General features: G+C 53.3%; 23 protein-coding genes. 6 read left to right on the top strand and 17 right to left on the bottom strand.

All coding sequences use genetic code 11. From position 1 onward, the window contains the following. Positions 1-19: 19 nt before the first annotated feature. Genes fdhE through fdnG form a run of 4 tightly spaced genes read right to left on the bottom strand, consistent with a single transcriptional unit; the run spans position 20 to position 5558 of the window. Positions 20-949, bottom strand: a complete 930-nt coding sequence (gene fdhE / locus A9B99_RS11440; protein ID WP_064597586.1) for a formate dehydrogenase accessory protein FdhE — start codon at positions 947-949, stop codon at positions 20-22. Beyond that, the gene (gene fdoI / locus A9B99_RS11445; protein ID WP_064597588.1) at positions 946-1581 is read right to left on the bottom strand and encodes a formate dehydrogenase cytochrome b556 subunit; all 636 of its coding nucleotides are present in this window, start codon (positions 1579-1581) and stop codon (positions 946-948) included. Before fdoI ends, fdhE begins: the two co-directional genes overlap by 4 nt. Then, complete coding sequence (fdxH, locus tag A9B99_RS11450; protein WP_064597590.1) at positions 1578-2498, bottom strand: formate dehydrogenase subunit beta; 921 nt, start codon at positions 2496-2498, stop codon at positions 1578-1580. Before fdxH ends, fdoI begins: the two co-directional genes overlap by 4 nt. Before the next feature lie 12 nt (positions 2499-2510). Continuing rightward, the gene (gene fdnG / locus A9B99_RS11455; protein WP_156519045.1) at positions 2511-5558 is read right to left on the bottom strand and encodes a formate dehydrogenase-N subunit alpha; all 3048 of its coding nucleotides are present in this window, start codon (positions 5556-5558) and stop codon (positions 2511-2513) included. A gap of 163 nt (positions 5559-5721) precedes the next feature. Here fdnG and fdhD point away from each other — a divergent pair, with 163 nt between their 5' ends. Together fdhD and grxB are read left to right on the top strand one after the other, a co-directional pair. Next, the gene (gene fdhD, locus A9B99_RS11465; protein ID WP_064597596.1) at positions 5722-6555 is read left to right on the top strand and encodes a formate dehydrogenase accessory sulfurtransferase FdhD; all 834 of its coding nucleotides are present in this window, start codon (positions 5722-5724) and stop codon (positions 6553-6555) included. Positions 6556-7577: 1022 nt separating this feature from the next. After that, on the top strand, positions 7578-8213 hold the full coding sequence (grxB, locus tag A9B99_RS11475; protein WP_064597599.1) for a glutaredoxin 2: 636 nt from the start codon (positions 7578-7580) through the stop codon (positions 8211-8213). Positions 8214-8270: 57 nt separating this feature from the next. On the opposite strand, the gene rhaM is transcribed toward grxB, so the two are convergent. From rhaM to rhaB, 5 genes are read right to left on the bottom strand one after another with little or no spacing between them, the layout of a single operon-like run. Next, the gene (gene rhaM, locus A9B99_RS11480) at positions 8271-8585 is read right to left on the bottom strand and encodes an L-rhamnose mutarotase (RefSeq protein ID WP_064597601.1); all 315 of its coding nucleotides are present in this window, start codon (positions 8583-8585) and stop codon (positions 8271-8273) included. After that, complete coding sequence (gene fucO / locus A9B99_RS11485) at positions 8582-9730, bottom strand: lactaldehyde reductase (protein WP_064597603.1); 1149 nt, start codon at positions 9728-9730, stop codon at positions 8582-8584. Before fucO ends, rhaM begins: the two co-directional genes overlap by 4 nt. 11 nt (positions 9731-9741) lie before the next feature. Beyond that, a complete protein-coding gene (rhaD, locus tag A9B99_RS11490) occupies positions 9742-10566 on the bottom strand; it encodes a rhamnulose-1-phosphate aldolase (protein ID WP_064597605.1) in 825 nt (274 codons plus the stop codon). Positions 10567-10575: 9 nt separating this feature from the next. Then, on the bottom strand, positions 10576-11832 hold the full coding sequence (gene rhaA / locus A9B99_RS11495) for an L-rhamnose isomerase (RefSeq protein ID WP_064597606.1): 1257 nt from the start codon (positions 11830-11832) through the stop codon (positions 10576-10578). Next, on the bottom strand, positions 11829-13301 hold the full coding sequence (gene rhaB / locus A9B99_RS11500) for a rhamnulokinase (protein WP_064597609.1): 1473 nt from the start codon (positions 13299-13301) through the stop codon (positions 11829-11831). The genes rhaA and rhaB overlap by 4 nt, the downstream gene beginning before the upstream one ends. A gap of 303 nt (positions 13302-13604) precedes the next feature. On the opposite strand from rhaB, the gene rhaS reads away from it, so the two are divergent. Both rhaS and rhaR read left to right on the top strand, forming a co-directional pair. Beyond that, complete coding sequence (gene rhaS, locus A9B99_RS11505) at positions 13605-14441, top strand: HTH-type transcriptional activator RhaS (protein WP_064597611.1); 837 nt, start codon at positions 13605-13607, stop codon at positions 14439-14441. Positions 14442-14513: 72 nt separating this feature from the next. Continuing rightward, positions 14514-15344 carry an HTH-type transcriptional activator RhaR gene (rhaR, locus tag A9B99_RS11510; protein WP_064597613.1) on the top strand — a complete coding sequence of 277 codons (831 nt, stop codon included), beginning with the start codon at positions 14514-14516 and terminating at the stop codon, positions 15342-15344. A 26-nt stretch (positions 15345-15370) separates the two neighbouring features. Here rhaR and rhaT read toward each other — a convergent pair whose 3' ends face one another. The 4 genes from rhaT to A9B99_RS11530 all read right to left on the bottom strand — a co-directional run bounded on the left by rhaT (position 15371) and on the right by A9B99_RS11530 (position 19476). Continuing rightward, complete coding sequence (gene rhaT, locus A9B99_RS11515; protein WP_064597615.1) at positions 15371-16405, bottom strand: L-rhamnose/proton symporter RhaT; 1035 nt, start codon at positions 16403-16405, stop codon at positions 15371-15373. A 260-nt stretch (positions 16406-16665) separates the two neighbouring features. Then, on the bottom strand, positions 16666-17973 hold the full coding sequence (locus A9B99_RS11520; protein WP_064597618.1) for a TRAP transporter large permease: 1308 nt from the start codon (positions 17971-17973) through the stop codon (positions 16666-16668). Beyond that, positions 17966-18481, bottom strand: coding sequence for a TRAP transporter small permease (locus tag A9B99_RS11525; RefSeq protein WP_064597621.1), 516 nt, complete (start codon positions 18479-18481; stop codon positions 17966-17968). The genes A9B99_RS11520 and A9B99_RS11525 overlap by 8 nt, the downstream gene beginning before the upstream one ends. Then, positions 18478-19476, bottom strand: coding sequence for a TRAP transporter substrate-binding protein (locus A9B99_RS11530; RefSeq protein WP_064597623.1), 999 nt, complete (start codon positions 19474-19476; stop codon positions 18478-18480). Before A9B99_RS11530 ends, A9B99_RS11525 begins: the two co-directional genes overlap by 4 nt. A 298-nt stretch (positions 19477-19774) precedes the next feature. On the opposite strand from A9B99_RS11530, the gene sodA reads away from it, so the two are divergent. Together sodA and yiiM are read left to right on the top strand one after the other, a co-directional pair. After that, a complete protein-coding gene (gene sodA, locus A9B99_RS11535) occupies positions 19775-20395 on the top strand; it encodes a superoxide dismutase [Mn] (protein ID WP_064597625.1) in 621 nt (206 codons plus the stop codon). An 843-nt stretch (positions 20396-21238) separates the two neighbouring features. Continuing rightward, complete coding sequence (gene yiiM / locus A9B99_RS11545; protein ID WP_064597629.1) at positions 21239-21919, top strand: 6-hydroxyaminopurine reductase; 681 nt, start codon at positions 21239-21241, stop codon at positions 21917-21919. A 215-nt stretch (positions 21920-22134) separates the two neighbouring features. Here yiiM and lldD read toward each other — a convergent pair whose 3' ends face one another. The 4 genes from lldD to A9B99_RS11565 all read right to left on the bottom strand — a co-directional run bounded on the left by lldD (position 22135) and on the right by A9B99_RS11565 (position 26378). Then, entirely contained in the window at positions 22135-23325 is a 1191-nt protein-coding gene (gene lldD / locus A9B99_RS11550; RefSeq protein WP_064597630.1) for an FMN-dependent L-lactate dehydrogenase LldD, read from the bottom strand. Between the two features lie 3 nt (positions 23326-23328). After that, entirely contained in the window at positions 23329-24111 is a 783-nt protein-coding gene (gene lldR, locus A9B99_RS11555) for a transcriptional regulator LldR (RefSeq protein WP_064597631.1), read from the bottom strand. After that, the gene (lldP, locus tag A9B99_RS11560) at positions 24108-25763 is read right to left on the bottom strand and encodes an L-lactate permease (RefSeq protein WP_064597632.1); all 1656 of its coding nucleotides are present in this window, start codon (positions 25761-25763) and stop codon (positions 24108-24110) included. The genes lldR and lldP overlap by 4 nt, the downstream gene beginning before the upstream one ends. A gap of 252 nt (positions 25764-26015) precedes the next feature. Then, positions 26016-26378: a YibL family ribosome-associated protein gene (locus A9B99_RS11565; RefSeq protein WP_064597634.1), complete on the bottom strand. Its 363-nt coding sequence runs from the start codon at positions 26376-26378 to the stop codon at positions 26016-26018. Positions 26379-26386 lie beyond the last annotated feature (8 nt).

The raw sequence follows: 26386 nt of genomic DNA on the forward strand, positions 1-26386 counted from the left end.
AGCAAACGTTTCAGGATGGTTATTCCCCTTCCCCCGGGAACAGGAACGGGTTGATGCTGCTGCGGGCAAAGCCTTCCTGCTCCATGCGGGCATCCAGCACCAGGGAGGCCAGGTCATCGGCAACGGCTTCGACGTTCGGGTCTTTTTCCTGGTAGAGCACCTTCAGATAGGTGCTGCAGTCACCACAGCTTTCCGCTTTAATGGCGGCCTGTTCGCTGTCCAGAGACCAGTAGTGTAAATCGCGGGTCTGCTCGCAGTTGCTGCATTTTACCCGCACCATGTGCCACTCAGTTTCGCACAGGTTGCAGTGCAGGTAACGCAGGCCATTATTGCTACCGATATGCACCATACTGGAGACCGGCATACTGCCACAGACCGGGCAAAACTGGCGGTGTTCGCCATATTCCGCGCGGGCTTTACCCGGAATTAACGCGGCCATTTGCGCCCAGTAGAGTGACAAGGCGGCCCAGATAAAAGGCGCTTTATCGCTGCTGACTGCCACAAAATCGCTGGCGAACAGGCTGGTTGCCATGCTCTCCAGTTCCTGCTCAGACGCCTTCTCCAGGTTTTCAATCACGGCCAGCGCCGGGCCGCTCATTTCAGGCTTCAGCTCGGCAATCAGTGAGTGCAGGAGTTTATGCCAGTGTTTATCACGCGGCAGAGTGTGAATATCCAGCGGCGGTTTACCACTTTCGGCCGCACTGGCAATCAGGCTGGTGAGGTCCAGTTGCAGTGGGTGGTCGTACAGCACCACTTCCTGGGCATGGGCAATCAGTGCGGCAAAGCGCAGGTAATCACCCAGCGGGTTACTCTCAGCCAGTTCGCGCAGGCGTTCTGCCCGGCGGTTATAAAGATTCTTGAGTCTGGGGAATAATAACGGCGGAATCATATCCGCCGTGCGTTTTTCGCTCTTCTCCAACTGATCTTGCGGAATAATGCGAATACTCATTCAGTTGATTTTTCCTGTTTCTGGCGTAATTCGCGGAACCAGCGTGGGTGGTGCTTTTTCGCCCAGGCGCTGGTAACCCAGCCCTCCACCATGGCGGTAATTGTCCCTTTCACCCACAGCGCCGCGTAGATATGCACCATGATAACCACAATCAGGGCCACTGCCGCAAATGAATGTACCAGTAATGCGGCACGAATGAGCGGAATCGGGAAGGCGCTGGCAAAATAAGGCCGCCAGATAACCACGCCACTTGCCAGTAGCAATAGCAGGCAAATAATCGCCGCCCAGAACACACATTTCTGGCCGAAATTATAGCGCCCGGTATCGCCAACCTCCTCATTTTTCGCAATTTTATGGATATTTTTTGCCCACAAAATGTCGTCGCGATTAATCAGGTTATGGTGCCAGTAACGGAAGAACATGATGATAAAAGACGCGAACATCACCACCCCGGCGAAGGGGTGGAGAATACGGGCCAGTTGCGGCGTACCAAAAATGTTCATCAGCCAGTTAAAGGAAGGGAAGAAGAACCCCAGCCCACTGACAGCCGCCAGCAAAAAACAGAACGCGGTTATCCAGTGGTTAATGCGCTCTGGCGCGGTGTAGCGCACTATTTTGTCGGACTTTTTCATTGGCGGCCCCCGTTATGGTTACTCTGGTGGCGGTGGTTGTCCTCGTCATCATCATCCTGGTCATCGGCCCGGTTCGGGCCAACTCCTACATAGTGGAAAATACTGGCGGCGAAGGTTGCCGCAAAGCCAATAGCGGCCAGCGGTTTCCATACCCCTTTCCAGAATTTCACTGTCGGGCTGATGGACGGGTTTCCCGGCAAGCCGTGATACAGGCCCGGTTTGTCGGCATGGTGTAACACATACATGACGTGAGTACCGCCAACGCCTTGTGGGTCATACAACCCGGCGTTATCGAACCCACGGGTTTTCAGCTCGCTGATGCGCTCACTGGCAACGTTTTTCATGTCTTCTTTGGAGCCAAAATGGATGGCGCCGGTCGGGCAGGTTTTCACACAAGCGGGTTCCTGGCCGACAGTCACCCGGTCCACACACAGAGTGCATTTGTAAACCCGGTTGTCGTCCGGGTTCATGCGCGGGACATCGAACGGGCAACCGGCAATGCAGTAACCACAGCCAATACACTGCTCAGACTGAAAATCCACAATGCCGTTGGCATACTGAATAATAGCGCCTTCCGATGGGCAGGCTTTCAGGCAGCCCGGGTCGGCACAGTGCATGCAGCCATCTTTACGGATTAACCACTCCAGTTTGTCGTTCTGCTCCACTTCGGAAAAACGCATCACCGTCCAGGATTTGGCTGTCAGGTCGGCGGGGTTGTCGTATACTCCCACGTTGTGACCGATTTCATCCCGGATGTCATTCCATTCCGAACACGCCACCTGGCAGGCTTTACAGCCAATACAGGTGGTGACATCAATAAGCTTCGCCACTTCCTGCTGGTGGTCCCGCGCTTGTGGCGCGGGGGTAACACCGTTGGTTGCGGAACGACGAATGATGTCTTGCGATTGATAAGCCATAAATCGTCTCCGTTACACTTTTTCCACGTTGACCAGGAAGGTTTTGAACTCTGGCGTCTGGGTATTGGCATCGCCCACGAACGGCGTCAGTGTATTGGCAAGAAAGCCTTTACGTGCCACACCTTCGTAGCCCCAGTGAATCGGTACACCGATGGTGTCGATGTTTTTACCATCCACTTTGAGGGTGCGAATACGCTTGGTCACCACCGCTTTGGCTTTGATATAGCCACGGTTAGAGGAGACTTTCACCATATCGCCATGTGCAATTCCCAGCTTGTTCGCCAGCTTTTCACCAATTTCCACAAACTGTTCTGGCTGCGCGATAGCGTTAAGCAGGGCGTGCTTGGTCCAGTAGTGGAAGTGTTCCGTCAGGCGGTATGTGGTGCCGACATACGGGAACTTGTCGGCTTTCCCCATGGCGTCACGGTCGTCGTTAAACAGGCGCGCCGCCGGGTTGGAGACCACTTTCGGATGTAACGGGTTGGTGCCAATTGGCGTTTCAAAAGGTTCATAGTGTTCCGGGAACGGCCCTTCCGCCATTTTGTCGATGGCGAACAGGCGGCCCATACCTTCCGGCTGCATGATGAACGGCCCGACACCACTGCCAGGTGCGGCTGTGCTGTAATCCGCGACATCCACGCCGCTCCATTTGGCACCATCCCATTTTAGTAACTGGCGTTTTGGATCCCACGGGTTGCCTTGCGGGTCTGCAGACGCACGGTTATAGAGAATGCGGCGGTTAAGCGGCCAGGCCCATGCCCAGCCCAGCGTATTCCCCAGCCCGGATGGGTCGGCGTTATCTCGGCGCGCCATCTGGTTACCTTCTGGCGTCCAGCTACCGGTGAATATCCAGCAACCGCTTGAGGTGGTGCCGTCATCACGCAGGTGGGCGAAGGTGGACAATTGCTGGCCTTTTTTCACCAGCACATTGCCTTTATCGTCAAGGATATCCGCCAGGGCTTTACCGTTGCTTTCCCGCGCCACTTCTTCGGTATCTGGCGCTTGTGGCGTAAGGTAATTCCAGGTCATGTTGAGCACTGGCTCAGGCACTGTACCGCCTTCACTGGCGTACATTTCGCGCAGACGCAGATAAATACCGGCGAGGATTTCGCCATCATTCAGCGCTTCGCCTGGGGCATCTGCACCTTTCCAGTGCCACTGCAGCCAGCGGCCAGAGTTGACGATAGAGCCATTTTCTTCTGCAAAACAGGTGGATGGCAGGCGGAACACTTCGGTCTGAATAGTGGACGGGTCCACATCATTCGACTCGCCGTGGTTTTGCCAGAATGTCGCCGTTTCGGTGTTCAGTGGGTCGATAGTTATCAGGTATTTCAGCTTCGACAGCGATGCCACGACTTTGTTTTTATTCGGGAACGACGCCACCGGGTTAAAGCCCTGGCAAATATAGCCATTCACTTTCCCCTGATGCATCATCTCGAAATACTGCAACACGTCGTACATCTTGTCCCATTTGGGTAACCAGTCGAACCCCCAACTGTTTTCTTTGGTGGCGTGTTCCCCGAAGAAGGCTTTCATCATGGAGACGAAGAATTTCGGGTAGTTGCCCCAGTAGTTTACCTGGCCGGGCAGCGTGGGTTTGGGCGTGCTGGCTTGCAGGTAGGTTTCCAGGCTGGTCTGCTTCTCACTCGGCAACGAGAGGTAGCCCGGCAGGCTCTGCGACAGCAGCCCCAGGTCCGTCAGCCCCTGAATATTCGAGTGCCCGCGCAGGGCGTTAACCCCGCCACCTGCCATGCCCATATTCCCCAGTAGCAACTGGATCATCGCCATGGTGCGGATGTTCTGTGCGCCTACGGAGTGCTGTGTCCAGCCGAGGGCATACAGGAACGAGGTGGTTTTGTCTTTCGCACTGGTTTCGGCAAGGTATTCGCACACCTGCAGGAAATCTGCCCTGGGTGTCCCGCAGATATTTTCCACCATCTCTGGCGTATAGCGTGAGACGTGGGTTTTCAGCAGGTTCCAGACACAACGCGGGTGGCTTAACGTGGTATCGCGCTTCGCAAAGCCCTGGTCATCCAACTCGTAATGCCAGGTGGTTTTATCGTATTTGCGGGTTTGCTCGTCATAGCCTGAGAACAGACCATCTTCGAAGCTGAAATCCTCACGCACTATCAGGCTGGCGTTAGTGTAGGCTTCGACATACTCGCGGTTAATTTTGTTGTTGGTAATCAGGTACAGCAATACGCCTGACAAAAATGCGATGTCAGTACCGGAACGGATTGGCGTGTAAAAATCAGCGACAGACGCTGTACGGGTAAAACGCGGATCGATAACAATCAGCTTCGCGCCGTTGCGGATTTTGGCTTCCATCGCCCAGCGGAACCCAACCGGATGCGCTTCAGCGGCGTTGCCACCCATTACAACGACAAGATCGGCGTTCTTGATATCCACCCAGTGGTTGGTCATGGCACCACGACCAAACGTCGGAGCAAGACTTGCTACCGTTGGTCCGTGTCAGACACGCGCCTGGTTGTCGACCGCCAGCATACCCAGCGACCGGGAAAATTTTTGGGTTAGATAGCCCGATTCATTGCTTGAGGCGGATGCGCACAGCATGCCGGTGGTGAGCCAGCGGTTGACTGTGGTGCCCTCAGCATTCTGCGCGACAAAGTTGGCGTCGCGGTCTTCCTTCATTAGTTTGGCGATGCGCTCAAACGCTTCTGACCAGGAAATACGTTGCCACTTATCAGAACCTGGCGCGCGGTACTCCGGGTATTTCAGGCGGCTTTCACTGTGGATAAAATCCACCAGACCGGCACCTTTCGGGCACAGTGCGCCCCGGTTTACCGGGTGATCCGGATCCCCTTCGATATGGAAAATTGAGGATTTTGCATTTTTTGCGCCGTCGCCGAGGCTGTACATCAATAGCCCACAACCGACTGAACAATATGTGCAGGTATTGCGGGTTTCGCGGCTGCGCAGCAATTTATATTGCCGGGTCTCCGCTAACGCTTCACCTGGGGCAAACCCCAGTGCCGCAGCTGTTGTACCTGCCATACCGCCAGCGCAGATCTTAAAGAACTGCCTTCTGCTGACCTGCATGGTTTACTCCTTGTTCGACATTGTCACGGTTATTTTCTTTTTTGCGGTGTGTGCCGCAAAGGTTCACACTATGCGAATAGTTAAATATCCCTGTATCCATCAAGGATAGTCTGAAAAGAATATCATAATGTTGCTAAGGCTGTTTTATTACGGTTAATACAAAGTGAAAAGAGAACCGGTTGACTACTTAGAAAATGTGGCAGAGTGCTCATCTGCCAGACAAATCCCGCTGTGGAAACGCAGTGATTTAACGCATGCGCAACCTGACTGGCTGGCAGAAGAAGTGCCGGTTGCACTGGTTTACAACGGTATTTCTCATGTTGTGATGATGGCTTCGCCAAAAGACCTGGAATTATTTGCCCTTGGTTTCTCTTTATCGGAAGGGATTGTTGAAACTTCACAGGAAATTTATGGCATGGAAGTTGTGCCATCCTGTAACGGCCTTGAAGTGCAAATTGAACTCTCCAGCCGCCGCTTTATGGGACTGAAAGAACGCCGCCGGGCGCTGGCCGGGCGCACTGGCTGTGGTGTGTGCGGTGTAGAGCAACTGAATGACATTGGCAAACCGATTACCCCGTTGCCTTTTACTCAAACCTTTGACCTGCGCTATCTGGATTCCGGGCTTGGCGGCCTGAAAACATTCCAGCCAGTGGGGCAGCTCACCGGTTGTACCCATGTTGCCGCATGGATGATGCCAGACGGCGTGCTTGCCGGTGGCCACGAAGATGTGGGCCGCCATGTGGCGCTGGATAAACTGTTGGGGCGTCGCAGCCGTGAGCACTGGCCGCAGGGTGCGGTGCTGGTGTCCAGCCGGGCCAGTTACGAGATGGTGCAAAAATCAGCTATGTGCGGTGTGGAGATTCTGTTCGCTGTTTCTGCCGCAACCACGCTGGCGGTTGAAGTGGCTGAACGTTGTAATCTGACGCTGGTGGGGTTCAGTAAGCCAGGGCGTGCTACGGTGTATACCCATCCGCAGCGGTTAGTTGCGGCGGAGTAATGGGTCTCGGGCTGGTGTGGTTATTTTGGTTCACTTGCAGTGGAACCAGCTGTTTCCGTTCACTTCCAGTGATGTGGTTAATGCGGCCTCACAGCCAGTGAACGTGTTAAGGGGCCCGCCCCTTAACAATCCGGTTTTTCGCGGGCGACCGGTGCTGCGCACTGCGTTCACCTCCGGGCAGTCAGCCTGCGGCCGGCTCGACTCGGCATCCATGCCTCGTTTCGCCTTATTCCGCCGTCCGGGCGGAATAACCTTGTCTTCCTTTCTGAGGTTCACCGGTCTTACGCGAACTGTCCCCGCTGCAAGTGACGGATTGTTTGTGTTGTGCTGAGTGGCTGTATGTTCTGTGCCTGGTATGTCTTTGTGTGTTTTTTGCTGGCAGATTACTGTTACTGCGGTGACTGTTCCGTTCACTTGCAGTGTGGTTGTTTCCATTCACTTGCAGTGTGTCAGTGTAGCGGGTTCCGTTCACCTGAAGTTAAGTGGCTAATGTGGCTTCACAGCCTGTGAACGGGCAAAGGGGGCTCGCCCCCTTCGCAATCCCCGTTTTCGCGGGCAACCGGTGCTGCGCACTGCGTTCACCTCCGGGCAGTCAGCCTGCGGCCGGCTCGACTCGGCGTCCTGCCTCGTTTCACCTTATTCCGCCATCCGGGCGGAATAACCTTGTCTTCCTTTCTGCGGTTCACCGGTTTTACGCGAACTGTCCCCGCTGCAAGTAGCGGATTGTTTGTGTTGTGCTGAGTGGCTGTGGGATTTGTGTGTTATCTGTTTTCTTTATTTTTTGCTGCGGGCTTACAAACGGGTGGGTTTGGGTGGCCTCTAAATCGTTGAGGCGTGCCTGGTGGCAACAGCAAGTCTGCCAGCACAGTATTGCTATTCGCCAGTTGCGTTGCGTTCTTCATCCCCTTTACATCTCCCTGCTTCCTGCCCCACAATGGTTAGATTGCTAATTGATTCTTGTTTGCGTTCTGTCTCCAGGGCCTTGCCGGCCATACACCTGATTCTGTTTTGTGAGGCGAGTTATGAAGCTTTTTATTTACCAACATTGCCCGTTTTGTTTGCGTGCGCAGATGATTGTCGGGCTGAAAAGTTTGCCCGTCGATATCGATATCATTATGGAAGGCGATGCTGAAACCCCAACCCGTATGGTAGGGCGCAAGGTGGTGCCCATTTTGCAAAAAGAAGATGGCAGTTATATGCCGGAAAGTATGGATATTGTGCACTATCTTGACAGCAAACAGGCACCTCTGGTGGCAACGGGAACAGTAGATGCGGCGATAGAAGCCTGGTGCAAACAGGTATCAAAAAGCGCGTTTAACCTTGCCGTGCCGCGTTTTACTAAGGGTGATTTTGCCGAGCTGGCAACGCCACAAGCTCGTGAGGCTTACCGCCTGCGTGAAGAAAAAGCATTTGGCGACCTGGAGCAACTGATTGCCGATACGCCCGCGTTACTGGCAGATGTAGAGCCTCAACTGGCGGCACTGGAGCCACTGGTTGCCGAACGCGACACTATTGATATTACTGATTTTATTTTGTTCCCGGTATTGCGCAGCCTGACTATTGTCAAAAATATCCACTTTGGTGACCAGGTGCAGGCTTACCTGGCGCGTATTGCGGGGGCAACCGGTGTAAGCCTGCTGACTGAGCAGGCCATGTAATAGCGCAACGCAACCAGGCTGCAACACTGTGCGGCCTGGTTGTTATCACCTGAACACTCAGGGCAAATAAAATACCGGTTTGAGTGTATCGCTTAACGGGCTGTTATCTGAGTGAGTTGGCATTACATCCCGCATATACTTCCACCACCGCTGGCAAACCTCAGTTTGTGCAACAGCGTCCCAACGTTCTTCTGATTCAATCTCTACTGTGGCAAACAGGAGATGGCGCTCAGCGTCGAGATAAATAGCATAGTGATGAGCACCGTGCTGTTTAAGAACCGCTTCCAGCTCAGGCCAAATCGGCGAATGGCGGTGTTGATACTCTTCATGTGCATCGGGGTTCACCTGCATAACAAATGCTTTACGGATCATAATGCCTCCAGATAAAGCGCCCGCACTTCTTCTCGTGTCGCGGTGCGTGGGTTACACGGCGCACAAGGGGCTGCCAGAGCTTTATCCAGCCAGCCTTCTATATCTTCCTGAGTCACACCCAGTTTGCTGAACCCGGTGGGAATGCCGACACGGGCTGACAGTTCGCGAATCGCTTCTATCGCTTTCTCACTGGCTAACTCCTGGCTCATTCCCTGCGTATTCACGCCCATGGCTTCGGCGACGCGCACAAAACGGGCTACGGCAGCCGGACGGTTAAAGTTTTCAATAACAGGCAGCAGAATTGCATTACACACACCGTGTGGCAGGTCGTGGGTTGCGCCTGGCTGGTGGGCCAGTGCATGTACCAGCCCCAGCCCGGCGCTGTTGAATGCCATGCCCGCCAGATACTGGCCATAAGCCATCATTTCGCGGGCTTCCAGGTCTTTGCCGTTATCAACCGCTTTTGGCAACCAGGTACTGATCAGGCGAATCGCTTCCAGCGCATTGGCGTCTGTCAGTGGGTGTGCGCCAATCGACACATAGGCTTCAATGGCGTGGGTCAGCGCATCCATCCCGGTAGCGGCGGTAACCGATGCCGGAATGTTGAGCATCACGCTGGCGTCATCGACAGCGAAATCCGGAATGATATTCGGGTCGATAATCACTTCTTTGACTTTGCGTTCACTGTTGATGATCACTGCGTTGCTGGTCATTTCAGCGGCGGTGCCAGCGGTGGTGTTGATCGCCACCAGGTGAACACCCGGGTTTTTCACTTTGCCTACCCCGGAATAATTGGTCGAAGGTGCCGGGTTAGCGGTTAAGATCTTGATGGCTTTGGCGGTATCAATTGGGCTGCCGCCGCCAAAGGCGATGATAAAATTACATTTTGCGTCCCGGAACGCCTTAAAGCCTTGTTGTACCAGTGCTTCTGTTGGGTTGGGGAACACCGCATCGAATAAATGGTATTCCATGTTGTGGTGTTTCATGGCGGCGAACAGGGAATCGAGCAGACCCAGTGTCACCAGTTGCCCGTCAGTGACTATCAGCGCTTTACCCCACTGTTTTCCTGACACCATATGAACCATATCCCCAATCGCACCTGCGCCATGCAGACTGATTTTGGGTAATGCCAGCATAAAACTCATGATAGTGCTCCTTACGCATTAAGGGCTTCAGCCATTGGCGTGACGCCAAAGCGTTTGCCAAGGGCTATCAGTTGTTCTGTGGTGATGGTTTGTTTCATTCCGCCCATCGACAATACTTTCACCAGAACCTGGGAAGATTTCTCTGCGGTATCTATCAAACCGAACGCTTCGTCTAAGTCAGGCCCGGTACCGAAGACACCGTGGTGCGGCCACAGCACCAGGCTGTGAGATTTCATTTGTTCTGCGGTGGCGCTACCAATGCCATCGGTGCCTGGCACCATCCAGGGCACAATGCCAATGCCGTTCGGGAACACCACCAGGCATTCCGTGCTGCCTTCCCACAATTTGCGGGTGAAGCTGGCAGCATTGAGTGGCAGAACATAAGTCAGGGCAATCAGGTTAGTGGCGTGGCAATGCATGATTACCCGGTCGCGGTCGCCTGAAAGCTGTTTACGCACGGCATGAGATTGCAGGTGCGCGGCCAGTTCAGAAGTGGGCAGGCCGCCTTCACTCAGGCCCCAGTGAATATGGTAAGCCATGCCGTCATCAGTAATGCGCAGCAGCACCAGGTTTGCGGCTGGGTCAATCTGTACATTACGGAAGAATTTGCCGGAGCCGGTGACCAGGAACCAGCATCCTGCCAGTTCTTTCGCGGGCTGAGTCAGTTCTTCGCAGCGTGGCTCTGCATAGAAGTCATTGCGATAAGGTTCCACATCTGCGGCGTCCACACGCAGGCTGATATTGCCGCCATTACGCTCATCCCAGCCTTTGAGCCACATATCACTGGTGGCTTTAACCATTCCGGTTACAAACCAGGAAGAAAGAATAGATTGCATGTGAACTCCTTAGCGTTGACGTAAAACGTCGTTTTCATAATGGCGAACGGTGGTGAGCCAGGAGGCATCAGCCGGGGTATCGTGTTGCTGGCAATAACGTTCCCAGACTGCCTGCCATGGCAGTGATTTTTGCTCTTCGAGCAGCGCCAGGCGTGCTGTATAGTCGCCTTCCAGCTCTAGCTGGCGCAGTTTTGCGGTAGGTTCCAGTAAGGCGCGCAACAGGGCTTTTTTCATATTGCGGGTGCCAATCACCCAGGCGGCGATACGGTTAATCGAGGCATCAAAGAAATCGAGACCAATGTGTACGCGGTCGAACAAGTTGTTGCGCACAATTTCACTGGCGATGGCCTGGGTTTCATCATCGAGCAGCACAACGTGGTCGCTGTCCCAGCGTACCGGGCGGCTGACGTGCAGCAACAGGCGCGGCACATACAACATGGCGGCGGATATTTTGTCGGAGATAACTTCGGTTGGGTGGAAGTGGCCGGCATCCAGGCACAGTGCGGTCTGGCGACTGGTGGCGTAACCCATGTAGAACTCGCTGGAACCTACGGTGTAGCTTTCTGCGCCAATACCGAACAGTTTGCTTTCTACCGCATCGATATGGTGAGCCGGGTTGAGTTTTTCACTGATGATTTCATCCAGCGCGGCCAGTAAACGCTGGCGCGGGGCGAGGCGGTCTACCGTGATGTCTTTCATGCCATCCGGGATCCAGATATTCATCACAGAGGGTGTGCCCAACTGTTCGCCAAAATAGGCGGAAATACGGCGGCTGGCTTTGCAGTGATCAATCCAGAACTGGCGGATTTTGTCGTCCGGGTGGGACAGCGTGAAGCCATCGGCACTCAGCGGGTGCGAAAAGCAGGTGGGGTTAAAATCCAGCCCCAGTTTTTGCGCTTTCGCCCAGTTCACCCAGTTGGCGAAATGTTCTGGTTTTATCTCATCGCGTTCAACAGGTGTTGCTGATTCCAGATAAATAGCGTGCAGATTCAGGCGTTTTGGCCCGGGGATCAGGCTCATCGCTTGTTCTAAATCGGCCCGTAATTCTGCGGCGGTGCGTGCTTTCCCCGGGTAATTACCGGTGGCCTGAATGCCGCCAGTCAGCGCGCCTTCCGGGTTTTCAAAACCCACGACATCATCGCCCTGCCAGCAGTGCATGGAAACAGGCAGGCGGTCCAGTTGTTGCAGGGCTTTCTCAGCATCCACACCCGCTGCAGCAAAGCGTTGTTTTGCCAGTTCCCAGGCTTGATCAAGTTGAGTGCTCATGCGCAAAGCTCCTTATTCGGTTGAAGTTGTTGTGGAAACTGCGCGACATAGCGGGCAATTTCACTGTCTGAATCGGGTTGGAAATGGGTAAGTGGTTGGCTGCTGAACACCACATAGCGGAAGTCATCGACATCGTGGATGTCATCCAGCGCCATGAGCTGGCAGCCGATATTGCCCAGAGTCGAGGCTTCAGTTGGGCCTGCGATAACAGGTATGCCGCAGGCGTCAGCACAAAGCTGGTTAAGGAAATGGTTCTGGCTGCCACCGCCAACAATATGCAGTGCATCGAACGGGCGATTGCGCAGATTGGCCAGTTCACGCAGGGTGTCTGCGTAGAGCAACGCCAGGCTGTCGAAAATGCAGCGCGCCAGTTGAGCATCATCTTCAGGAATTGCCTGGTGGGTTTCCCGGCAGGCGGCCTGAATTTCCCGCCCCATATTGTCCGGGTTGATAAAACGGTCATCGTTGGGGTTAATCAGCGAGCGGCAGGCGGGGAGCGCTTTTGCCCGCTCAATCAGGTCTGGTAAATCAGTGACCTGGTATTCACGGCAGACACGTTGCAGTAACCACAGGCCCATAATGTTTTTCAGCACCCGGTAGCGCCCTTCAGCGCCGCCTTCATTGGTGATGTTCGCGGCCAGTGCCGCCGGGTTGGTCCAGGGACGACGGCTTTCAAAGCCCATCAGAGACCAGGTGCCAGACGAAATCCAGGCGGCGTTTTTGCTTTGCAGGGGCACAGCAAGTACGGCGCTGGCAGTATCATGGGTTGCGACAGAAACCAGTGGAATACGTTTCCCTTCGCGGCATACCCAGTGGCCAATCAGGTTGCCGGGGTGGGTGGGGGCGCCAAACCAGTGGGCTGGCACGCCTGCCCAGCCCAGCAGTTCCTGGTCCCAGTTATCGGTGTTGATATTCACCAACTGTGTGGTTGTGGCGTTGGTGTATTCCCAGTTGAGGTTGCCGGTAAGGCGAAACGCCAGGTAATCGGGGATCAACAAGGCATGGGCTACCTGCCCCTGCAGTTCCGGTTGTTGTTCAGCCAGTGCTCTTAGTTGGTACAGCGTATTGAATGGCAGAAACTGGATGCCGGTTTTGCGGTAGATAACCTCTTTACCCAGCGTGTGAAATGCTCCGGCCATCACGCCATCTGTGCGGCTGTCACGGTAGGAAACCGGCAGGCCAACTCGCTGGCCGTTGGCGTCAATCAGGACAAAATCCACGCCCCAGGTATCAATGCCAATGCTGTCTACGGTAATGCCGTGGTCGCAGACTTGTTGCAGACCCGTGCGAATTTCCTGTTCCAGCTTATCCACATCCCAGGTATCAAAGCCGTCAACCGTTTTCAGGCAATTAGCGAAGCGGTGAATTTCTGTTAACGCTATCTGGCGCTGAATGTTGTCGTAGGTTGCCAGCATTACCCGGCCACTTGAGGCGCCCAGGTCAACCGCGACGCAATGGCGAATCGTCATGTTGGGTATCCTTTCTGAAGTTGATACCCGCCAGTCTACGGAGTGGCTGCCTTTGCCACCTTTTTACCAATGACAACGGAAAATTGGGGCTGGCAAACAGATAAAGTTGAACGTGAGGCACTTCACAGTTTGCTGTTTAACCGTGAAAAGTATGTGGTGTGATGCTTTCCACAGTTTCGAAGAATACCCGCTGTTTCTTGAAAAAATGGCGCAGAACTGCGTTTTTCACGTCAAAAACTTAAGGTGACAACCGCAGTGCTTATCTACTATCAGTCCACACTTAACTCCGTGTGGGAGGTAATGATGACGGTATTACATAGCGTTGATTTTTTCCCATCGAAGGGGGCTTCAGTAGCAATTGAACCCCGGTTGCCACAGGTGGCATTTCCGGAACATCACCATGATTTTTGTGAAATTGTGATTGTTGAGCATGGAACTGGCACTCATATTTTTAATGGTCAGCCTTATACCCTGAGTGGTGGTTCTGTGTGTTTTGTGCGCGAGCATGACCGGCATTTATACGAACATACTGAAAATCTGTTTCTGACCAATGTGTTGTACCGTTCTCCTGGCGGGTTCAGTTTTTTATCCGGTCTGGAAAAGCTGTTGCCGCAGGAACAGGATGGCTTTTATCCCTCGCACTGGCGCGTCAGCCAGAACGTGTTACAGCAAATAAAACCCTTATTGAACCAACTGGAACTTGCAGGTGATAACCCCGAAATTAACGCCGTTGCCTGCAGAGAAATGGCATTTATGCAACTGCTGGTTTTGTTACGCCAGGGCAGCCTTGCCCAGAATCACCCCAGCCCGGACGGCCGGGTGGACCAGCTACTAAGCTGGCTGGAGCAGCACTTTGCTGAAGATGTTTGTTGGGATGTGCTCGCAGAGCAGCATGCGCTTTCATTACGTACATTGCACCGCCAGCTTAAACAGCGCACCGGGTTAACACCTCAGCGCTATCTGAACCGCCTGCGGTTGATCAAAGCGCGCCATTTATTGCGCCACTCTGAAGACAGCATTACCAATATTGCCTACCAGTGCGGGTTTGGTGACAGTAACCATTTTTCGACGCTGTTTAAACGCGAGTTCACCTGGTCGCCACGGGATATTCGCCTGGGGCGCGACACACAACTGCAGTAACGCGAAGATTATCACCGATTTTTTAGTAGGAAGCATCAATAATGCCTGTTGCGTGATAACCGGAGCGGTACTGTGTCCTGCCATTTGATCCTGAAAAAAAATGATTTTTTCACTTCCGCTACTCAGCCTGTCGTAGTGGCGGACCGCTATCCGCAAAATGTCTTTGCCGAACATACCCATGAATTTTGCGAACTGGTGCTGGTGTGGCGTGGTAATGGGCTGCATGTGCTTAACGACCGGCCTTATCGCATTACGTGTGGAGACTTGTTTTATGTCCGGGCGCAGGACCGGCACAGCTATGAAGTGGTGAACGACCTGGTGTTACACAATGTGATTTATTGCCCGGAACGGCTCACGCTGAATGTGAACTGGGATGAATTACTTTCGGGTGAGAACACCACTTGTTCTGATCCGCGCTGGCGGCTGGACAGCCAGGGGATGGCCCTGGCAAAACCACTGATTGACCACCTGGAAAATGAAACCTTGCGCCAGGAAGACAGCCTTTCCGGCTATGCCGTAGAGAGTTTGTTTTTGCAATTACTGGTAACGCTGAAACGCCACCGTTACCAGCCAACACAAACTCCAGGCTCGGGGGAAAACCTCGATTTCCTGATGGCGGCACTGGGCCAGAGCCTGGATTCGCCATTTGATCTGGCCGAGTTTTGTGGCCGCCACCAGTTATCTGAACGGGCGCTGCGCCAGTTATTTCGCCAGCGCACCGGCATGAGTATCAGCCAGTATTTACGCCAGCAGCGCCTGTGCCACGCACAATATTTATTACGGAATACGGAGTTGTTAATCAGTGATATTGCCACACGTTGTGGTTTTGAAGACAGTAACTACTTTTCCGTGGTTTTCACGCGAGAAACAGGCATGACGCCACGGTTGTGGCGCCAGCGTTAAGTTTGCGGCAGGGCCGGATATTCGCTTTATTGCGCCATACCCAGGCCCACAATATTGGCAGCGATAATAATTACCACACAACCCACACTCAGCACACCCACCGGGCGGCGGCCCGCATTGTTCCACTCTTTGAGTACCAGCCCGACCAAACCACCACACAGCACATAGAAGCTCATATGCAGCATCCAGCTCATATAGTCGTACTGCGCCGGGATGCGGGCGTGGCCCCAGGCATAGAAGAAGAACTGCAGGTACCACATTAATCCACCCAGCATGGAAAGTAACACGTTGGTGATAATCAGTGGCTTAGCCAGTGAGAAATCAGCTTTGACAGAGAGGTCTTTCACTTTTGCCAGACGAACAAAACAGAAGCCAAGGTTCACTACTGCACCGCCGCCCATGATGATGACATAGCTTGGCAGAGCCGTGTACAACGGATCAATGCCTAATGCCGCCGCGGCTTCGTGCATCGGTTTGGCGGCATCCATGGCGAATGACATCCCGGCAGAGAATATCCCGCACATTACGGCGAGGAGCAGGCCTTTTTTCAGGTTAAAGTCTTCCGCTTTGATACCCATTTTGCGTTCTTTTAACTGGCCTGCACGGGTCACGATAGCAACGCCAATCACAGCGACCAGAACGCCTGCCAGCGTCATTCGGCCGCCTTCAGTCCCAATCAACACCTCAAATTTGCCATTGAGAATGGGCGTCATTAGCGTACCGACAATCAGCGTAATACCGATGGCGATTCCTATCCCCATCGACATCCCGAGGTAACGCATTGTCAGGCCATAGTTAATGTTCCCGATGCCCCACATTGCGCCGAACAGGAATACAGGCAGCAGTGTCGACAGGCTGAATGAACTGTAATAAGCCCAGAAGTGAGGCAACAAAATGGCGCTGACCAGCCAGGGCAGCACAATCCATGAAACTATCCCGCCGACCGACCACATGGTTTCCCATGACCAGTTTTTTACTTTCTTAAAAGGGGCGTAAAAGCAGGCCGCGCTGGCTGCGCCAACCAGATGCCATAAAATCCCCATGGTAATGGCGTCATTCATCCTCAAACCCTCGTTGTTATTGAATGCCGGGCGCGTAAATGCACCTGATACTGGCGAGTGTATGGGGCGGCGTCATTACGAACCTTCAGGCAAATGACGCAGGGTGATGAAAGCTGGCAAAAATCAGTGGGTGGGCGCGATGAAGATCACAATTCAGTATTTTGGTGAATAATTTGCGGTAAATTCGAGTCTTTTTGCTCGGTTAAACGCCGCCTGTCATCAAAAGCCCGCCAGTAGCCTGAACTGGCGGGCAGAATCCATTACATCACACCCAGTAAGCGGGGCAGGAATAATGTGATTTCAGGTACAAAGGTAATCAGCAGCAGCACACCAATAATGGCAGCGTAGAAAGGCATTAACGGGCGGATGACGTCTTCTACTTTTACCCGGCCGACACTGGCGCCGACATACAACCCACTACCAACAGGTGGCGTGATCGTCCCGATCGCCAGGTTGTAGATCATGATGATCCCAAAATGCACCGGATCGACACCCAGTTTTACCATAATCGGCAGCAGGATCGGCGTGAAAATCAGAATGGCCGGGCCGATATCCATAAAAGCGCCAATCACCAGTAAAAATGCCGTAATCACCAGAAGAATAACGATTTTGTTCTCGGATATGCCCAGTAATAATTTGCTGAGCGCCGCCGGAATACTGGTTATCGACATGGAAAATGACATGGCAGAAGAGGTGGCAAGCAGGAACATAATAATGCCGGTCATAACCACGGTTTGCACAAAGACGCCGGGTAAATCTTTCAGCGCCAGGGTTTTGTATAACACCAGAGTCAGAAACAGGGTATACACCACCGCAATGGCGGAGGCCTCAATGGCGGTAAAAATCCCCATCACAATACCGCCTACGATAATCACAATCAGCAACAGGCTGGGTACGGCCTCCAGCGTTACTTTCCAGGCAACCCCTTTTTGCAGGGCGAAAAAGACACGGTAGTTGTTACGCTTAGCCACCACAAGTGTTACCAACATGCAGCCCACACCCCACAGGCAGCCTGCTACCATACCGCCAGCAAACAAGGCGGCAATAGATGTTCCGCCGCTTGCCAGCGCATAGAGAATGAATGCGGTAGTCGGTGGGATTAACATCCCCGTGGGCGCGGAAGCAATGTTAACGGCCGAAGCGAATCCCCGGTTATAACCTTCTTTAGCGCTCATGGGCACCATCACACCGCCAATAGAAGTCGAAGCGGCAATGGCCGAGCCGGAAATTGCACCAAACATCATATTGCCGACGATGTTGGTATAAGAGAGTGAGCCTGGCAGCCTGCCAGTGAACAGTTTGGCAAAATTTACCAGCCGGGTGGCAATTCCGCCGCTGTTCATGATGACCCCGGAGAGAATAAAGAAAGGGACAGCCAGCAAAGAGAAGCTGTCCAGGCTGGAAAACATTTTCTGTGCGGTGGCAAACATAGCGATATCAAATGGCAGAACCAGCAGCATGGTGCTGCAGGAGGCCACCACAATACAGATACCAATGGGCGCACCTAACCCCAGAAGCACCACAAACACAGCGATTAACAGCCCGGAGGCCAGCACGGGATCAATCATGGTTTTCCTCCAGAGACGGGGTAGCAGTGTGTGGCACACCACGTAAATTTTTAACGGTCGCAGCAATGTTCAGGATGCTGTAAATGATGATAAGCAGGCCTGAAACCGGCAGAGCGTAGTAGACCTGGCCCATAGGAATTTGTAGCACCGGTGATACCTGAAGCATGGAAATACCGGCGATTTTTAACCCGCCAATAATCAGGATATAGAGTGAGAAGAGCGCAAAAGTCAGTTGCAGCACCAGCATCCACCAGGCACGCAGGTGCTCAGGCGCCTTATTAAGCAGCAGTGTCAGGCTGATATGTTCCTGTTTCCCGCACACGTAGGCCATGCCCAGCATAGAGAGCCATACCAAAGAAAAGCGCAGCAGTTCTTCAGTCCAGATGCTGGGCGCGCCTATGACATAGCGGCTGATTACCTGCCAGCAAACGACTACCACCATCATGGCGAGCAGGGTGCCACCCACAATTTCCAGACCGCGGTCCAGCATGCGTCGGATGTTATTCATAACCCCTTCCTCTTGTGTGATTCCATTGCGCGGATTTGTTGATACAGGTCATTCAACGCAGGCTTGCTCTCCAGGTTTTGGTAAATGGGCTGGACAGCTTGCTGGAATGGTGTGAGGTCAATATCGTTGAACACCACACCAAACTGGCTGACGGCGAGCTGTTTGGTGTCTTCAATGGCTTTATCCCACGCCGCTTTTTCGAACTCGATTGCGTCTTTCACGGCCTGCTGCACAATCGCCAGTTGTTCCGGGGTCAGCTTTTCTTTGGTGAGGTTGCTCATCAGCAGGATATCGGGAATACGGGTGTGCATATCGTAGGTGTAATAACGCGCCACTTCGCCGTGACGGGCGATAGTCAGTGCGAATTCGTTATTCTCGGCACCATCCAGAATGCCTTGCTGGAGCGAGGTGTAAACTTCAGCCTGGCCCATGGCAATGGGTGATGCACCCAGTAGCCGCAACGTGGTGATGGCGGTTTCACTCTGCATAACCCGGATTTTTTTCCCTTTCAGGTCGTTAATGCTGCGAATGGGGCCTTTGCTCATATAAAAATTGCGTGCGCCGGAATCGAACCAGCCAATACCGGTGAACCCTTGTGGTGCGGTGGATTCATACACCGGCCGCATAATGTTCGGGTTGTCCATCACGGCATAGAAATGCGCTTTGCTGTTAAACAGATATGGCAGAGAAAACACACCATAGTAAGGTGAAAAGCTTTCCAGTAAACCTGAAGAGACCTTGGTGATATCCACAACACCCACCTGTGCCAGCTCTACCAGTTCGCGCTCGCCGCCCAGTTGCCCGTCTGGAAACCAGAGCACTTTAATATCACCATGAGTGCGTTGTTCAATCTGCTCGCCCAGGTAATGCAGCGCGTCTTTAACTGGCTGGCTGTTTTCTGCGTAGGCAATGCGTAAGACAGTTTCTGCGTGGCCGGGCAGGGAGAGAAGCAGGGCGAACAGGCAGGGTAAGATATTTCTGATATTTGGTTTCATATAAATCAGTCCGTTATTTTATTTTCGCCATTAAAGTGAAATGTACGTTGAAACCGGGGGGAATAACCTTTGTAGTTTTGCCAGCAACAGGTAAAAACTGGCGAGAAAAACAGGGTACTGGCGGGGGTTGTCACACTTTTACCTTTCACTACGCCTGGCGTTTTTTTCATCATGGTGGTGAAAAACCACACACTCTATACGGCATTGATAATCATTTTCAATATCATTTAAGTAACTATAATGACCAAACTGATTACGCGGCGCTAACAGCCGCCCGACAATAATGGAGATGAGAACGATGAGTTATACACTGCCATCCCTGCCTTATGCTTATGACGCGCTGGAACCGCACTTCGACAAAATGACGATGGAAATCCATCATACTAAGCACCATCAGACCTATGTGAATAACGCGAATGCTGCGCTGGAAAGCCTGCCAGAGTTCGCTTCATTATCTGCTGAAGAGCTGATCACCAAACTGGCTGAATTACCGGCAGACAAGCAAACTGTTCTGCGTAACAACGCGGGTGGCCATGCTAACCACAGCCTGTTCTGGAAAGGCCTGAAAACCGGTACCACTCTGCAGGGCGACCTGAAAGCGGCCATCGAACGTGATTTTGGTAGCGTTGAAAGCTTCCAGGAAACATTTGAAAAAGCGGCTGCAACCCGTTTTGGTTCTGGCTGGGCCTGGCTGGTGGTAAAAGATGGCAAACTGGCCGTGGTTTCTACCGCTAACCAGGACAACCCGCTGATGGGTGAAGCTATTTCTGGCGCTTCCGGCTTCCCGATTATTGGCCTGGATGTATGGGAACACGCTTATTACCTGAAATTCCAGAACCGCCGCCCGGATTACATTAAAGCATTCTGGAACGTAGTTAACTGGGACGAAGCTGCTGCCCGTTTCGCATCAGTGAAATAATCATGGTTCGATAGATAATCCCGGAGCTTTACAGGTGCTGGAGCCCGGCACAGTGACTGCACCACAGGGAGCGTGGTGAACAGGCAATGGCATACCAGCCTGCTCCGGAGATTGTTCCAGCGTAAAAGAAGAAGGCCCGCATTTGCAGGCCTTCTTCTTTTTATAGAACGGGATTAAATATCATTAAACTCACGTACCAGACGGCCTGTTCGGGTACCGCTCCGGGTCGGCATCCTGCCTCCCGTCGCTCTGCCTGCGTCCTGCAGGCAGCCCCGGTCCGCCAGACACGCCTCAACGATTTAGAGGCCACACCCACACACCCGCCTGTCATATCTCAGCAAAAAACACACAAAGACATACCAGGCACAGAACATACAGCCACACCAGACAACACAAGAAAATAGCCACTGGCAGCGGGGACAGTTCGCGTAAGACCGGTGAACCGGAGAAAGGAAGACAAGGTTATTCCGCCCGGACGGCGGAATAAGGCGAACCGAGGCATGGATGCCGAGTCGAGCCGGCCGCAGGCTGACTGCCCGGAGGTGAACGTAGTGCGCAGCACCGGTCGCCCGCGAAAAACCGGATTGTTAAGGGGCGGGCCCCTTAACACGTTCACAGGCTGTGAAGCCACATTAACCACATCACTTCAAGTGAACGGAACTTTCACCGAACCGGCATCAGTGCAAAGTGAACGGAAACCGCCACACAGCCACACTGAAAAGTTCACCACACTGGCATCAGTGCAACCCCCCCCAGAACAATCCCCCACTAAATTCCTGTTGCAATCCTGCACCTGACAAGCGAGCCTTTATTAAGACCGCCCGTGCTTGCAAGGAGAGTAGTATGCGTTACCCCGTCCAGGTTTATACCGGCACCATCAAGGATTACCCCGGCAGCCGCCCCAGTGCTATTGCCAAATACCAGCGTGAAGGTGAACTATTGCTGACTCCTTTGGGCCTGGAAGGCGACAGCCAGGCAGAAGTTGGTATTCACGGCGGGCCGGATAGGGCGTTGTGCCACTACCCCCGGGAGCATTATGAAGCCTGGGCTCAGTCTTTCCCGGAACAGGCTGGTTTGTTTGCGCCTCCGGCACTGGGAGAAAACCTTTCCACCACCGGGCTGACCGAGCGCAATGTGCACATTGGCGATATTTTTTGCTGGGGCGACACGCTGATTCAGGTCACTCAGCCCCGTTCGCCATGTTTTAAACTGAACTTTCATTTCGGCATTAGCGACTTTTCCCGGCAAATACAGGAAACCGGGCGCTGTGGCTGGTTGTATCGTGTGGTCAGCCCTGGAAAAGTGTATACGGATAAGCCGCTGGAGCTGGTCTCTCGCGTAAGTGATATCTCGGTTTACCAGGCCGCAGCCATTGCCTGGCATATGCCGTTTGATGATGAACAGTACCACCTGTTGTTAAGTGCTGCCGGGTTGTCTGCCTCCTGGACGAAAACCCTGCAGAAACGCCGCCTCACAGGAAAGATTGAAGACTTCTCGCACCGTTTGTGGGGTAAGAAAAGCTGAATGGTGGTAACTGATAAGCGCCCTGTAAGGGCGCTTTATATTGATGAAAAAGAAGGAAAAAGCGTGATTTTTCCTTCTTTTTAGTTAGCGGGTGAAAATCAATGGATTGATTTTCCAGGTTTTTTTATTGGGTGGCTTCCTCTCGTTCTGTGCGGACATGAGGTTTGTCATCAGACTCAAGCGCCCGGTGCGGGCGCTTTGGAAAAGGCGGGTTATCAGGCAGCATCAGGGTGGTGGGGCACACTACTGAGTGTATGGTGAATTTCCGCACCTGCCTGCACCAGTGAATCGCGGCTGATATCCTTGATGGTGTTGGCGCCAGTCAGTGTCATGGCAACCCGCATCTCTTTTTCAATCAACTGCAACAGGTTTGCCACACCTGCTTCGCCGTGGGTTGCCAGCGCATAGAGATAAGCGCGCCCCAGTAAGGTACTGTCGGCACCCAGCGCAATCATGCGTACCACATCCAGCCCATTGCGAATGCCGCTGTCGGCCAGAATAGTGATATCCCCTTTTACCGCATCGGCAATGGCGGGCAGGGCGCGGGCAGAAGAGAGCACGCCGTCCAGTTGCCGCCCACCATGGTTAGAAACCACAATGCCATCGGCACCAAAACGTACTGCGTCGCGGGCATCGTCCGGGTCGAGGATCCCTTTGATTACCATTGGGCCATCCCAGAATTCACGGATCCACTCCAGGTCTTTCCAGCAAATTGATGGGTCGAAATTTTTTGCCAGCCAGCCGATATAATCTTCCAGTCCCGTGGGTTTGCCCAAATAAGCGGAAATATTCCCTAAATCATGAGGGCGACCAAACAGGCCCACATCCCATGACCAGGACGGGTGTGTTACCGCTTGCCAGTAGCGGCGTAGTGCGGCATAGGGGCCGCTCATACCTGAGTGGGCGTCACGGTAACGCGCGCCAGGTGTTGGCATATCTACGGTGAATACCAGCGTTGTGCAGCCGGCGGCTTTGGCGCGTTCCAGAGCATTACGCATAAAACCGCGGTCTTTTAACACATATAACTGGAACCACATTGGCCGGTTAATCGCCGGGGTGACTTCTTCAATAGGGCACACTGAAACAGTGGACAAGGTAAACGGAATGCCGTGTGCCGCTGCCGCGCGGGCTGCCTGAACTTCGCCTCGCCGGGCATACATGCCACACAAACCCACCGGGCCAAGAGCAACTGGCATACTAAGGGTTTCGTTGAACAGTTTCGTTTCAAGGCTCAGCTCAGCCATATTGTTCAGGACCCGCTGGCGCAGGGCAACGTCCGATAAGTCTGCGACATTGCGTTTGAGCGTATGTTCGGCATAGGCTCCGCCATCAATATAGTGAAACAGAAATGGTGGTAATTTGCGTTGCGCTGCGGCGCGATAGTCGCTGGCGGCAGAAATAATCATGCTTCATTCTCCCTGGGAATAATCAGTGTCAGTATCAGGCAGGCGAGTAACCCGTGCCTGGCGGGCTTCGTCTTCATCCAGCCGTTTAATAGTGGTATGCACAAAACCTAAATGGTGAGTGGCGGCTTTGCGTGCAGCCTCCGCGTCGCCCATCAGAATGGCATCCAGCATCCTCTGATGCTGCTCTGTTAACTGGGCGAAAATCGGCGGGTGGGTGTACATGCGCTGGCGGCTTTGCATCACTGAGGATTGCAGTAAATCGAAAAACCCCCGCATGGTTTGCAGTAACACCACGTTGTGTGACGCTTCTGCCACAGCAAGGTGAAAGCGCAGGTCAGCCTGAGCCGCCAGATTAGGATCATCACTCTCTTTAAATTGTAGCGTGGCGTCAAAACAGTATTGCAGGCGTTCTTTATCAGCAGGTGTTGCCCGCATTGCAGCGTGCCAGGCGGTACTGGCTTCAATGGCGTATCGGGCTTCCAGAATATCGTAACGGTAGTCCGGGTCATCGGCCATCAGGTGGCGAATGGGTTGCACAATGCGTTGCTCTGACCAGGGTTCCAGTTGGTAGCGAATAAAGGTACCGCCTCCGCGCCTGCTTAACAGCAAGCCTTCACTAATCAGCATTTGCAGTGCTTCGCGCAGGGAATTGCGCGAAACACCCAGTTCGACAGCCAGTTGGCGTTCAGCGGGCAAACGCATGCCCGCTTCCAGTTTGTGTTCACGAATATAACCGCGCAGGCGTTCAACCAGTTGCTCTGCGCGGCGGGGTAAAACTAACGTCATGGAATCATCCAGGTTAAAAAATAGGCCTGCAGTGTGGTAATCGCGCCCACCATGCAGGTGAAGATCAGGCTGTGTTTTACCGTGAAGCGGAACAGGTCTGCTTCTTTACCCACCAGGCCCACAGCCGCACAGGCAATGGCGATGGATTGCGGCGAGATCATTTTGCCCGTAACACCGCCAGTGGTATTGGCTGTCACCATTAACAAGTCAGAAACACCAATTTGCTGGGCTGCCGTTGCCTGTAATGCGGCAAACAGGGCATTGGATGAGGTATCTGAACCTGTCAGGAACACGCCAAGCCAGCCCAGGAAGGGTGAGAAGAAGGTAAAGGCTGGCCCGGTGTGGGCGAGTGCCAGTGCCAGGGTGGACGACAAGCCTGAGTAATTGGAGATAAACGCGAAAGCCAGCACCATCCCAATGGAATAAATCGGCAGCAACAGGTCGCGCACTGTTTCGTTGAAGGTTGCCAGTGCTGCGCGTGGCTTCATTTTCAGCCAGACAATAGAAAGCAACGCGGCGAACAGAATGGCGGTACCGGTGGCAGACAGGTAATCAAATTTAAATACTGCCGGGTAAGGGGTGCTGTTGGCCACAACAGGCGGCATACGGGCCACCAGGTTATCCAGGAACGGGACAGAAACTTTAACCACCCAGTGCGCCAGCGGGCCATCAGCCGCAAACAGGGCTTTAAATGGCGGAATGCTCCACAGTGTGACTGTCGCGGTTAAAAACAGAAACGGGGTCCAGGCGCGAATTACCTGGCCACGGGTATAATTCTTGCGAGCCAGTGTCTGGTCGACAACTGCGGCAGACACATCGCCAAAGCGGAAAATACGGGCAGGTTTCCAGCGGCGTAAAAACAACGTCAGGCACACCAGTGATACCAGTGAAGAGATGATATCCGGCAACTCCGGGCCCAGCAGGTTAGAGCTCAGAAACTGGGCAATGGCGAATGAACCACCGGCAACCATCACCGCAGGCCAGGTTTCTTTCATGCCGCGCCAGCCATCCATAATCGCCATGATCCAGAACAGCACAATAATGGTCAGGAAGGGTAACTGGCGGCCAACCATCTGGCCGATATGGAAACTGTCCAGCCCGGTTACTTGCCCGGCAACCAGAATTGGAATGCCCATCGCGCCAAATGCCACCGGCGCTGTGTTAACAATCAGGCACAGGCCCGCCGCATACAGTGGGTTAAACCCCAGCCCAACCAGCAGTGCTGCGGTAATGGCAACAGGTGCACCAAACCCTGCCGCGCCTTCCAGAAATGCGCCAAAGGAGAAGCCCACAATCAGCATTTGCAAGCGCTGGTCTGGCGTGATGGAGAGAATCGAGGCCCGGATAATATCGAACTGGCCGGTTTTTTCAGAAATACGGTACACAAATACGGCGGCGATAATTATCCAGGCAATCGGCCACAAGCCATAGAAGAAACCATATCCCACCGAAGCCAGCGCCCGGTCAACCGGCATCCGGTAGAAAAACAGTGCTACCAGTAAGGCTATCACTACAGTGAATGTTGCCGCCTGGTAGCCTTTCATTTTGAGCTTTATCAGGGCGAAGAAGAAAAACAGAATCGGCAGCGCGGCTATCAGGCTGGACAGCCAGATATTGCCTGCGGGGTCGTAGTTCTGATGCCAAAGATGCATAGCAGGTGTCTCCCGGGAACCTTTTTATTGCCTTCAGGCTCGCGTTTACCAGATGATACTGGTTACGCTTTTGTAAAATTGGTTCCACCAATGTAGGGTTGTAGGTTAAATGCCAATAAATAGTTAACCCTGTGTTAACGAAAAGCAACGCTATTGCGACGGTTTTTTATCTTGTGTGAAGAAGAGGGAATATTCAGGGGGAATTGGTAGGACCAAAAAGCCCACTCGTCGAGGACTGAGTGGGCAGATAATTCAGAATGCAGTGCGGGAGAAACCGGTCATCACTTTCAGGCCCATTTCACGGCCGAGTGCCGTCATCGGGTGCACGACCACCAGGCCACGGACGCTTTTTTTGAGTTTGCCCATATCCGCCTGCTCTTTTTTGGTGATTTCCCGGCGAAACGGCATACCCAGTAGCTTTTGGGCTTCTTTGCTCAGCTTTTGATTAACAACCTGGTGTAACCGGGTTATCTCGGTTTCCAGTGTCTCTTTTTCTGCCGCCAGTTCACTGTATTTCTCCGCATCGTTAACCAGAGAAAGGCTGGCTTGTTGGTGGTTAATCGCGTCGAGGCGGTCGCTCAGGCGTTTGATTTCGTTTTTTTCTACGTCTTTCATGTTACTTA

This window comes from Mangrovibacter phragmitis (assembly GCF_001655675.1).
Taxonomy (GTDB): domain Bacteria; phylum Pseudomonadota; class Gammaproteobacteria; order Enterobacterales; family Enterobacteriaceae; genus Mangrovibacter; species Mangrovibacter phragmitis.

Excerpts from the sequence above, each read along its gene's own strand:
- lldD (WP_064597630.1), bottom strand. The coding sequence starts at position 23,325 with ATGATTATTTCTGCCGCCAGCGACTATCGCGCCGCAGCGCAACGCAAA.
- fdhE (WP_064597586.1), bottom strand. The coding sequence starts at position 949 with ATGAGTATTCGCATTATTCCGCAAGATCAGTTGGAGAAGAGCGAAAAA.
- fdoI (WP_064597588.1), bottom strand. The coding sequence starts at position 1,581 with ATGAAAAAGTCCGACAAAATAGTGCGCTACACCGCGCCAGAGCGCATT.
- rhaD (WP_064597605.1), bottom strand. The coding sequence starts at position 10,566 with ATGCAATCTATTCTTTCTTCCTGGTTTGTAACCGGAATGGTTAAAGCC.
- yiiM (WP_064597629.1), top strand. The coding sequence starts at position 21,239 with ATGCGTTACCCCGTCCAGGTTTATACCGGCACCATCAAGGATTACCCC.
- A9B99_RS11530 (WP_064597623.1), bottom strand. The coding sequence starts at position 19,476 with ATGAAACCAAATATCAGAAATATCTTACCCTGCCTGTTCGCCCTGCTT.
- lldP (WP_064597632.1), bottom strand. The coding sequence starts at position 25,763 with ATGCATCTTTGGCATCAGAACTACGACCCCGCAGGCAATATCTGGCTG.
- rhaS (WP_064597611.1), top strand. The coding sequence starts at position 13,605 with ATGACGGTATTACATAGCGTTGATTTTTTCCCATCGAAGGGGGCTTCA.
- rhaA (WP_064597606.1), bottom strand. The coding sequence starts at position 11,832 with ATGAGCACTCAACTTGATCAAGCCTGGGAACTGGCAAAACAACGCTTT.
- A9B99_RS11520 (WP_064597618.1), bottom strand. The coding sequence starts at position 17,973 with ATGATTGATCCCGTGCTGGCCTCCGGGCTGTTAATCGCTGTGTTTGTG.
- grxB (WP_064597599.1), top strand. The coding sequence starts at position 7,578 with ATGAAGCTTTTTATTTACCAACATTGCCCGTTTTGTTTGCGTGCGCAG.
- sodA (WP_064597625.1), top strand. The coding sequence starts at position 19,775 with ATGAGTTATACACTGCCATCCCTGCCTTATGCTTATGACGCGCTGGAA.
- lldR (WP_064597631.1), bottom strand. The coding sequence starts at position 24,111 with ATGACGTTAGTTTTACCCCGCCGCGCAGAGCAACTGGTTGAACGCCTG.
- fdxH (WP_064597590.1), bottom strand. The coding sequence starts at position 2,498 with ATGGCTTATCAATCGCAAGACATCATTCGTCGTTCCGCAACCAACGGT.
- A9B99_RS11565 (WP_064597634.1), bottom strand. The coding sequence starts at position 26,378 with ATGAAAGACGTAGAAAAAAACGAAATCAAACGCCTGAGCGACCGCCTC.
- rhaB (WP_064597609.1), bottom strand. The coding sequence starts at position 13,301 with ATGACGATTCGCCATTGCGTCGCGGTTGACCTGGGCGCCTCAAGTGGC.
- fucO (WP_064597603.1), bottom strand. The coding sequence starts at position 9,730 with ATGAGTTTTATGCTGGCATTACCCAAAATCAGTCTGCATGGCGCAGGT.
- rhaT (WP_064597615.1), bottom strand. The coding sequence starts at position 16,405 with ATGAATGACGCCATTACCATGGGGATTTTATGGCATCTGGTTGGCGCA.
- rhaM (WP_064597601.1), bottom strand. The coding sequence starts at position 8,585 with ATGATCCGTAAAGCATTTGTTATGCAGGTGAACCCCGATGCACATGAA.
- A9B99_RS11525 (WP_064597621.1), bottom strand. The coding sequence starts at position 18,481 with ATGAATAACATCCGACGCATGCTGGACCGCGGTCTGGAAATTGTGGGT.